This window comes from Bradyrhizobium genomosp. I (2014) (genome assembly GCF_000261685.1).
In the GTDB taxonomy this organism is placed as follows: domain Bacteria; phylum Pseudomonadota; class Alphaproteobacteria; order Rhizobiales; family Xanthobacteraceae; genus Bradyrhizobium.
Genome location: NZ_AJQE01000317.1, coordinates 1 through 9,340 on the forward strand (window position 1 = coordinate 1; position 9,340 = coordinate 9,340).

The window sequence follows — 9,340 nt, forward strand, 5'->3', positions numbered from 1 at the left end:
GACGTCGACCTGCTCAAGGGCATCCGCCGGCTGCTCTACGGCGAGGGCTATACCATCCGCGGGGTGCAGCGGATCCTGAAGGAGCACGGCGTCAAATCGGTGCAGGGCCTCGCCGACAGCGCGGCCGCGGTCTCGTTCGGCGCCATCGAGGACGCCATCGGCGCGAGCCTGATGGAGCCTGAGGACGAGGCGCCCATCAAGGGCGTCACCGACACCGACGATGACGACTACCAGGGTGACGAGGAAGAAGGCATCGACTTCCGCTTCACGGAGGTCGACGACGAGGAGATCCTCACCACCTTCCGCAAGGGCGGCGCCACTGCTGCGCCCGCCGGCCCCAGTGCGCTGGACCGGGAACGTCTCGGCCGGGCACTCGCCGACCTCGTTGCCATCAGGGAGATGCTGGATCAGGCGCTGAAGGACGGGTAGGGGCGGTGGTCCCACCGGCTTGCCGGCAGTTCCGGGCGCTTTGGGCTCCCGATTGAGGAGAGGCACCAAAATGCTGCGACCTCGCCTTGCGCAAAGCGGCGATCCTAGCTAATGGAACGACATTCGGAGCGTGGCGCAGCCCGGTTAGCGCACTAGTCTGGGAGACTAGGGGTCGGAGGTTCAAATCCTCTCGCTCCGACCATTTTTTCAGCTATCTGTCAGTGGATTGATTGTCGGCGTGGAGACTGCTCCCGCCGATTGCTCTTGCATGACGGCTGGTCTCGCGGTGGCTGGTTCGGTGGTCGGCAAACAAAATGCCGAAAACAACCCCATGCACAGTAGCGATGTCATTGACAGAATGATGTTTCTCCGAAGCGGATTTGATCCGTCGAGCAAAACAGTTGTTATGGTGCTAGCTAGGAAAGTGGCTGCGTCTCCGAAAACATATCAACGATCCTGTTGGTCATGCCGTTCACGATCAGCACCTGATCTTTCATTTTCACGTATAGATAGTCACGCAAATCCGGAATTTGCGACAGAACCTGCGTTGGCAGCGAGTTGGCCTTGACGCCTTTTGGAAGCTTCTCCCCGATTGCGGAGTTAAAGTCCTTGGCGGATTTCGTGCTCTTCAGCCTGAACTCGACCTCGGTGTTCTCAGGCAGTACGGACTTGCGAATCTGCTCGCGCTGCATGTTGGTCAGGTTGAGCTTCGGCAGCGATGGATTCTGGGGCACCTTTGTGCCGTTGCTCAGTTCGACGGCGCCTCGACCGCTTTGTTGCGCCAGCGAAAGTGCGGTACTGCCGAGTATAATCGCCAGCGCGACGCTGATGGCAGGAACTTTCATGGGTTTACATCCTCTCTGGGATGTCGCCCTTGAGGCAGTAACGAATAGATTATTCGTCTGTTCCACAAGTCCTGGCGGACAGTCGCCCAAACGCGAGGTCCGCCCCGCTCGGTGCGTCCAGGGCGATTTGCATCGTAGGTAAATCCGAAGCACCGTTGTGGGAAGGTATGGAATAGACCAATCCATGCACCACGACCGATTTTGACGCGGCTCCAGACGCATTGCATGCAGCCGCCGGTCCTCCTACGATCGCGTTCGGCTGGATCCGGGAATAAGGCGTATGGAACCGCACACCGCCACGTCAAATGTCATCTCCACGACGAACCGGCTGCTGCGGATCATTCCTGCTGATGAACTGTCTCAAGTCCTCGCGATTTCCGAGAAAGTGAAGCTGTTCCGCGTCAGGTTCTTCATCACTACAAGTTGCCGATGGACCACGTCTACTTCCTCGAAAGTGGACTTGTGTCCGTCGGAGCCAAGGTAGGTCGCGAGAAATTCGTCGAAGTCTGGCTGATTGGGTCGGAGGGCCTGGTGGGATCGCCGGTCCTGCTGGGGGCCGGCACCGAGCCGCTGCACCGCAGGACTGTTCAGGTCGGCGGACATGCCTTGCGAATAAGGACGCGGGAATTTCGAGACGCAATCAAACGGCTTCAGGTCCTTCATGCCGTCCTCAATGCCTATCTGGGTGTTGTTCTCGTTCAGACCTCGCAATCCGGCGCATGCAACGCCACGCACGATCTGAAGCATCGTCTCGCCAGATGGTTGCTCCTCGCTCGATCCTCCTGAACACGGACGAGATTCCGCTGACCCACAGCGTGCTGGCGCAATTGCTCGGCGTACGACGAGCAAGTGTCACGGATTGCCTGGATCTGCTCGAAAGCGAGGGTCTGATCAGGACCAAGCGTGGACAGATTTCCATTTGCCGGTTTGGCGAACTTGCCAACATGTGTTGCGATTGCTTTCGCCTGATTGATCGGGAATACGATCGGCAGCTGGCCTCGGTGCGACAGATCGATCACGTGGAGGACGACGCTCTGTTCGAGACGTCCGCCCTTGATCCATCTCTCGGTTCTGTCCAGACGCGGTGAGCAGTTGGGCGCGAGGCGCGTTCTTTCTGACAATGGCGAGTGCGATGAGGCTGAATGGCCACCGCATTCGATCGAAACGGGGCCAGAGAGTGCCGAATGCCGCTCCGACATCTTTCGGCAGTTCAACCTAGCCGAAACGACAAAGACTGATCACCGGTGTCGAGCGGTTCGACTACACAAAGAGGTATCCTCGACCGCATATGGGCAATCGATGCGCTGTTGGGGTTCCAGAGGTGAAGGCGGGTTATCGATGAGGTTTGGGAAGTCCGTCTGGCGGATTCGAACGGCAAGTGCGGATATCAAACGATCCGAGTGATCTGCAAGCGATAGTCGAGCCTGGCGTGTTTTTCGGCGGCGGAGCGGAAACGAGGCTGCCGCGCTCATTGGCTCAAGGTTCGCCGCAAGTGAAGCATCCGTTCAGGAGCCGGTAGCACGGTGTCTCCAGTGCAACGAAGAGTTGTCATGTGTGTACGGCATCGGACCGTGCGCGGATTGAAGGTCACCTGCATTGACCGGCTTTTGTCGAGCTATTGCGATCTGCATGGCTGCTCTATCTTGTCCGCAAATATCGTCCAGCGATCTTAGGCGGCCTCCGTCAAGGCGCGTCCGAGCCAGCTGGACATGGGAGGAGTCGCAGATGAGCACGAGCAAACGTGTGACGCGACGCCGTCTCCTGAAGGACACGGGGCTTGCCCTTCTGGCAGTCGGCTCGGCGCCAGTTCTTTCGACACCATTCGTCTCCAGCGCGATGGCAGAGAGCAAAACACTGTCCATTGTACAGTGGAGTCACTTCGTCCCAGCCTATGACCAATGGTTCGACAATTTCGCGAAGGAGTGGGGAGACAAGAACCACATCGATGTTACCGTCGATCACATCCCGGTGGGCGACGTCGCTGCACGCGCTGCTGCCGAGGCGTCAGCGGGATCGGGCCACGATCTTTTCGGCTGGAATGGCGCCGGCGGCGCGCATCTCTACCGCAAGTTCCTCGTCGACGTGACGGATCTCGTCGAATCGGTGGAGAAGAAATACGGCAAGATCACCGTCATCGGCCGGCAGATCGGCTACAACCAGGACGACAAGACGTGGTCCGCATTCCCGGACTTCTACATCAATTTCCCGGTGATGTACCGCAAGAGCATGTGGGAGGAGATCGGGGTGGTGCCCGACACGTGGGATAACGTGAGGACCGGCGGCGCCAAGCTGAAGCAGAAAGGCAATCCAGTCGGAATTTCGCTCGGTCACAGCAACGATCCGAACACGACTTGGCGCGGCCTGCTCTGGAGCTATGGCGGGGCGTTCCAGGACGAGAGCGGCAAGCACGTCGTGCTCGACAGCAAGGAGACGGTCGAGGCGGTCAAGTTCGTTACTGCGCTCTACAAGGAGGCGATGACGGCGGATGTGCTGTCATGGAATGACGCCAGCAACAACCAATACATCGATTCCGGCGTCAGCTCCCTGATCATCAACCCGATCTCCGCTTACCGGACGGCTCAGCAACTCAACAAGAAAGTTGCTGACGATATCTTCGTGATGAAGCCGCCGAAGGGGCCCGTCCGGCAGATCATGGGTGGTGCCGCAGAATTCTATGGCATCTGGAAATTCGCCAGGAACAAAGAAGCGGCGCTCGAGTTCCTGAAACACTACGCCGACAATTGGGTCGACGCCTTCAAGGCCAGCTCGGGCTACAACAACCCGATCTTCGCCAACATCGTCCCGAAACCGATGCCTCTGTTGTCCGACGATCCGACATCGACACCCCGCGACAAGCTCTCAGTGCTGCAAACGTCCGATGAATGGTCCGCCGTGCCAGGCTATCCCGGACCGGCATGGCCAGCCACGGACGAGATCTACAACAGTTTCATCGTCTGCGACATGATGGCCAAGGCAGCAACCGGCGCGATGTCGGCCGAGGAGTCCGTGAAATGGGCCGCAGAGCAATGCGAGCGCATCTTCGACAAGTGGCTGCACAAGACTTGATTGACGGCCGCGCACCTACGGGCTGCGTGCAGTTCGCAGGTGGGGCGCCAAGCGAAAAGAGACAGAGGGGGCGCTGCAAATCCGCATCGGAGGGTTTTGGAATACGAAAATGGCCCCAGTAACTGCAAGAAACATTTTCAAGAAATTCGACGACGTTCTCGCCGTCAACGGCATGAGTCTCACTGTCCCGGACGGTGAGTTCATGGTTCTGCTCGGTCCATCGGGCTGCGGGAAGACGACCTTCCTGCGCATCGTCTGCGGCCTCGAGCGGCAGACCAGCGGGGATCTCATCATCGGCGGCAACCTCGTCAATGACATTCCGCCACGGGCCCGCGGCGTGGCCATGATGTTCCAGAGCTATGGACTCTATCCGCACTATACCGTGCGCAACAACATCGCTTTCCCGCTGAAGACGCAACACGTCTCCCGAGGGGAGATCGATAAGAAGGTGAACTGGGCGGCAAGCCTCCTCGGAATCTCGCATCTGCTCGATCGTCGGCCGCGCCAGCTCTCGGGCGGCGAACGCCAGCGGGTCGCGCTCGCTCGTGCGTTGGTACGCGAGCCGACCGCGCTGTTGCTCGACGAGCCGTTGTCCAATCTGGACGCCAAGATGCGCGCCTCGGCCCGCCAGGACATCCGGCAATTCCAGCAACGCGTCGGGATCACGACCATCTACGTGACGCACGATCAGGTCGAGGCTATGGGTATGGGTGACCGCATCGCGGTCATCGACCATGGACGGATTCGCCAGGTGGGAACGCCGGTCGAGATCTATGAAGATCCGGCCGATCGCTTCGTCGCAACCTTTGTCGGCACGCCGCCGATGAACTTGGTCGCACGCAATGGCGGGTATCTCGGCTTTCGACCCGAGAACTTCCTTCCCAAGGAGATGATCAATGGCTCCGACGCGGCGGAGTTCTCGTTCCGGGTGGATCGCTCGGAGTATCTCGGCTCGGAGCGTATCGTCTACGGCGTCCTCGATGGTTTCAATCCGGCCGAGGTGATCGCCGCGAAGCTGCCGCCTGCGCATGTTGCCGAGGAGAGCATCCGGCCGGGCGAGTGGCATCGTTTCGCCGTGCGTCGCGGCGCATTGCGGTATTTCGATGCGAACGGCAAGCGGGCGATGTCGCATTAGGGCAGGTGATCATCCATGGTCTCGATTGCCGAACCAGTCGTAAAGCCGGCGCCGCGCTATCGCTTCCTCCTGGACCGGCGCGACGTGCTCGGCGGTGTCTTGGTCGCGCCCGCGATCCTCTACGTGCTCTTGCTGGTTGGCCTGCCGTTTCTGCTCGCCGTCTATTATTCGGTCAGCGCCTACACGATCTACGATCCGTCCTGGCGGTTCGTAGGTCTCTCGAATTTCAGGCAGATCGTCCAAAATCCGGTCTTTCAGGACACCCTGGCCAACACCTTTCTCTTCACCTTTGGATCCCAGTTCCTCGGACTCGTGCTCGGCAAGTTCGGCGCTCTCCTGTTGCTGCGGCAGTTCCCGGGCCGCAAGATCGTCCGGGCGCTGATCATTCTGCCGTGGGCCGTGCCCATCGCGCTTGCCACCGTCGCCTGGGAATGGATGTTCGATTCGCTCTACAGCGTCATCAACTGGTCGCTGATCTCGCTCGGTGTCATCACCCGTTCTGATGCGCCGAACTGGCTCGGCAACCCGCATCTGGCGATGCTGTGCGTGATTGTCGTGAATGCCTGGCGGTTCTTTCCATTCGCGATCGTCATCTTTCTCGCCGGCATGACCTCGATCCCTCAAGACGTCATCGATGCGGCAACCGTGGATGGCGCGGGCTTCTGGCGCCGCAACTACCAGATCGTCCTGCCGATGATCCTGCCCATTGTCGCAGTCGGCCTCATCTTCGGCATCGTGTTCACGTTCACCGACCTCTCCGTCGTGTTTCTTCTGACCAAAGGCGGGCCGGTCAACGCGACATCGGTGCTGGGGTTCGAGGGCTTCCAGGTCGGTATCGTCTCCGGCGACGTGTCGCATGGCGCCGCCATCTCCCTGTTCATGCTCCCGGTGCTGTTTTTCGTGGTCATCGGAATGTTGCATTTCATCAGACGGCGGGAGATCTGACATGCGTCGCGCCGTTCTCAACGCCGCGAGCGACGGCGCGTTCTACGGCGCGGTGGCGATCTTCGTCGTTCTGACTGCCTTTCCGTTTTACTGGATGCTGATCACCTCGCTGAAGAGCAATCCCGATCTCTACAATGTCGCCAATACGCCATTCTGGTTCAACGAAACCCCAACGCTTGAGCATTTCAGATATCTCTTCGAGCAGACGCTGTTCGCGCGCTGGCTCCTCAATTCGCTGATCATCGGTCTCTGTGTCGTTGCTATCACGCTCGCCGCCGCTGTGCCCGCCGGCTACAGCTTGGCGCGAATGACCGGTCGGAATGGCGAGGCGCTTGGGATTGGCATTTTTCTGACCTATCTCGTTCCACCGACGCTTCTGTTCCTGCCACTCTCGCGCGTTGTTGCCTCGCTGGGTCTGCAGAATTCGATGTGGTCCCTGGTGCTGGTCTATCCGACCTTCACGATCCCATTCTGCACTTGGCTGCTCATGGGATTCTTCAAGGCGATGCCGGTCGAGATCGAGGAGGCGGCGATCGTCGATGGCTGCAGCCTGTTCGGCGCCTTCGTCAGGATGGTGCTACCGTTGTCGATTCCGGCTATTCTGACGGTCGTAATTTTTACCTTCACGCTGACCTTGCAGGAATTTGTCTACGCCCTGACGTTCATCTCCACCTCAGCGCAAAAGCCGGTCACGCTCGGCGTCGCCACCGACCTCGTCCGCGGCGATATCTTCTTTTGGGGCGAGATCATGGCCGGCGCATTGATCGCCAGCATTCCTGTTGCCATCGCTTACAACCTGTTCCTGGATCGCTTCATCTCGGGGATCACCGGAGGCGCGGTCAAATAGATTAATGGGAAGCGGCTATCGGCGGGACTCCGCTGTCCTGGCAGACTTAGTTGGACATCCGTTGCTGGAGCTAGGGCTGACGGACTTCGCTTCCCGCCGTGCCACTGATCGAATTCGTAGTCGCGAGGAGCCGTTGCGCCGTGGCATTCGCTCCTTCGAGTGAACAAGCGATCTCCATAGGGATGCCGAACGCCTCGCCGCCATCACCATCTGGGCCTTCAGCGCGATACGTTTGAGAGCATCTGGTTCGATTGTGATCAGTGAAAGGCAAAGGCGGCGTAGAGCTTGCTTGTTCCGCTTTAGCCATATGCCTCTGCGTTTTCTGTCATCGGGCGTCTCGTCGATCCGCTCGCCCGGGAAGATCAGGACAAAAGCTTTACCATGTGTCAGTATTGCGTTCATCTCGGTTTCCCAGCGAGTTGCATACCGGGTATGATAGCCTCCGCTCGGGAGCGGACGATCGGAAAGTCGGTTGCGTCATGAACGGTGAACACTTGCAGATCTAGTGACATCGTGATGCTCCAGACAGCAGGCTCGGGACGAAACCGTTTGATTGAAGAGGCGACGCGCGCCCTGGGTCGATGCATCGATGGCCGCATTAGGAGCTACGGTGCCAGCACTGTTCACCGCAATTCCGAGCGGTTTTGACAATTCCAAGTTGCACTCGACCAAAGGATGTTATGGATGGCGCCTTCCTAATGCCGCTGAGCTCATGCGCTTGAAGGCTTCACTGTCTCAAATACCCCACCACCATCCTTGTCGTCTCCTCCACCAGCGTCCGCACCGTCTTCTCCGACAGCATCTCCGCGTGGTTCAGCACGGTGTTGTGCGCAACCGACTCGATCGCGCTGACGCAGATGAAGGTTGCGACATCGACGTCCACCTTGCGCATCTCTTTGCGGCGGCTCTCGAGATAGGTGCGCACTAGCGTGTGGACCTCGCGGTTGAAGGCTTCGACATCCTTAAGCTGGCCGGTGCGGGGGATCTGCTCGGCGAGGACCCGATGCAGTTTCGGGTTGATGCGGTGGGCCTCGATCGCGACGGTGACGAGTTTTCGCACGGCCTTGTCGATGGGCAGGTCGGCGATCTCGGTGAGCGCCGTGCGGACGATGGCCATGATCTCCTCGTTGTGGCGCTCGATCACGGCGGCGACGAGCGCCTCCTTGCTCGGAAAATACTGGTAGAGCGAGCCGACGCTGACGCCGGCGATTTCGGCGATGCGGTTGGTGCTCGCCTTCTCAAAGCCTTCCTTGACCAGAATGCGAGCAGTTGCCTCGACCAGCGCGTCCACGGTGGCGCGGGATCGCTGCTGCAAGGCGCTTTTCCGAGGTGTTGTGAGTGATTTGCGGGCCACGGTCTTGTGATCTGAATGCGAGTAGGAAAAGCGAGTGAATGCTCGCATTATATCGGCAAGTGGCGGCGGGTCGGCAAGCCTCTTGGTCGCCGCATCGAAAAGAGCCGGATGGGGATGTGGCGATGAGCGTTGCAAGACTTGTGTCGGCCTTTCAGCTCTGCCCGGGCGGTTGTGTGTTCGGCACGCGGGCGCCGCGCGATCCCGCGCCGAGCTTGCAGAGCCGCGCCTTCAACCTGCTGCTCGGGCTGCTTCCGTACAAGCGGCAACTTGCGTCCGCCGAGGCGGTGCAGGCACACGTGCAGAAGCTCGCCTTGCGGCCGGCCTCGCATGAGCCGACGGGGCTCGGCCGCGACGTCGAGGCGACGCTGACGAAGATGGGCGGCTGGCCGGTCTATTACACCGCGCCGTCGTCGGGGCATGAGGGCTGCAACTACGTCATGTTCCTGCATGGCGGCGGCTTCATCAACGAGATCGTGCCGGCGCATTGGCGCTTCATTGGCGAGATGACGCGCAGGGCGCGCGTCTGCTGCGTCGTGCCGATCTATCCGCTGGCGCCGCGCGCGACCGCGAAGGACGTCGTGCCGGCGACGGGCGAGTTGCTCAGGATGCTGCTGGAAGACGCAGGCGACGCAAAGGTCACGGTGGTCGGCAATTCGGCCGGCGCGGGGCTCGCGCTCGCCGCGTGTCAGTGGCTGCGCGATCGCGGCCATCGGCAGCCG

General features: G+C 60.0%; 10 protein-coding genes and 1 tRNA gene. 8 read left to right on the plus strand and 3 right to left on the minus strand.

What is annotated here, in order from left to right:
• Both IC50_RS29015 and IC50_RS29020 read left to right on the plus strand, forming a co-directional pair.
• A partial coding sequence (locus IC50_RS29015; RefSeq protein ID WP_035712830.1) for a MerR family transcriptional regulator occupies window positions 1–429 on the plus strand: 429 nt, incomplete at its 5' end.
• Window positions 430–553: 124 nt separating this feature from the next.
• Window positions 554–631, plus strand: a tRNA-Pro gene (locus IC50_RS29020).
• 214 nt (window positions 632–845) lie between these two features.
• Here the strand turns inward: IC50_RS29020 and IC50_RS29025 are convergent.
• Window positions 846–1,274, minus strand: a complete 429-nt coding sequence (locus IC50_RS29025; protein ID WP_035712833.1) for a hypothetical protein — start codon at window positions 1,272–1,274, stop codon at window positions 846–848.
• A gap of 360 nt (window positions 1,275–1,634) precedes the next feature.
• A complete protein-coding gene (locus IC50_RS40485) occupies window positions 1,635–2,021 on the minus strand; it encodes a hypothetical protein (RefSeq protein ID WP_050991139.1) in 387 nt (128 codons plus the stop codon).
• A gap of 11 nt (window positions 2,022–2,032) precedes the next feature.
• Here IC50_RS40485 and IC50_RS40490 point away from each other — a divergent pair, with 11 nt between their 5' ends.
• From IC50_RS40490 to IC50_RS29050, 5 genes are all read left to right on the plus strand, one after another.
• Window positions 2,033–2,362, plus strand: a complete 330-nt coding sequence (locus IC50_RS40490) for a helix-turn-helix domain-containing protein (protein ID WP_050991140.1) — start codon at window positions 2,033–2,035, stop codon at window positions 2,360–2,362.
• 637 nt (window positions 2,363–2,999) lie between these two features.
• Complete coding sequence (locus IC50_RS29035; RefSeq protein ID WP_035712835.1) at window positions 3,000–4,340, plus strand: ABC transporter substrate-binding protein; 1,341 nt, start codon at window positions 3,000–3,002, stop codon at window positions 4,338–4,340.
• A gap of 109 nt (window positions 4,341–4,449) precedes the next feature.
• Complete coding sequence (locus IC50_RS29040; RefSeq protein WP_035712837.1) at window positions 4,450–5,475, plus strand: ABC transporter ATP-binding protein; 1,026 nt, start codon at window positions 4,450–4,452, stop codon at window positions 5,473–5,475.
• Window positions 5,476–5,490: 15 nt separating this feature from the next.
• A complete protein-coding gene (locus tag IC50_RS29045; RefSeq protein ID WP_035712839.1) occupies window positions 5,491–6,420 on the plus strand; it encodes a carbohydrate ABC transporter permease in 930 nt (309 codons plus the stop codon).
• A gap of 1 nt (window position 6,421) precedes the next feature.
• Window positions 6,422–7,267 (plus strand): carbohydrate ABC transporter permease, encoded by an 846-nt coding sequence (locus tag IC50_RS29050; protein ID WP_035712841.1) that lies wholly within the window; start codon window positions 6,422–6,424, stop codon window positions 7,265–7,267.
• A gap of 727 nt (window positions 7,268–7,994) precedes the next feature.
• Here the strand turns inward: IC50_RS29050 and IC50_RS29055 are convergent.
• Entirely contained in the window at window positions 7,995–8,582 is a 588-nt protein-coding gene (locus IC50_RS29055) for a TetR/AcrR family transcriptional regulator (RefSeq protein ID WP_244429672.1), read from the minus strand.
• 161 nt (window positions 8,583–8,743) lie between these two features.
• Between IC50_RS29055 and IC50_RS29060 the strand changes: the two genes are divergently transcribed.
• On the plus strand, window positions 8,744–9,340 hold a 597-nt coding region (locus IC50_RS29060), incomplete at its 3' end, for an alpha/beta hydrolase fold domain-containing protein (protein WP_035712846.1).

Bases quoted from the DNA above. Each gene is read 5' to 3' on its own strand.
- IC50_RS29025 (WP_035712833.1), bottom strand. From the start codon at position 1,274: ATGAAAGTTCCTGCCATCAGCGTCGCGCTGGCGATTATACTCGGCAGT.
- IC50_RS40485 (WP_050991139.1), bottom strand. From the start codon at position 2,021: ATGCTTCAGATCGTGCGTGGCGTTGCATGCGCCGGATTGCGAGGTCTG.
- IC50_RS40490 (WP_050991140.1), top strand. From the start codon at position 2,033: ATGGTTGCTCCTCGCTCGATCCTCCTGAACACGGACGAGATTCCGCTG.
- IC50_RS29035 (WP_035712835.1), top strand. From the start codon at position 3,000: ATGAGCACGAGCAAACGTGTGACGCGACGCCGTCTCCTGAAGGACACG.
- IC50_RS29040 (WP_035712837.1), top strand. From the start codon at position 4,450: ATGGCCCCAGTAACTGCAAGAAACATTTTCAAGAAATTCGACGACGTT.
- IC50_RS29045 (WP_035712839.1), top strand. From the start codon at position 5,491: ATGGTCTCGATTGCCGAACCAGTCGTAAAGCCGGCGCCGCGCTATCGC.
- IC50_RS29050 (WP_035712841.1), top strand. From the start codon at position 6,422: ATGCGTCGCGCCGTTCTCAACGCCGCGAGCGACGGCGCGTTCTACGGC.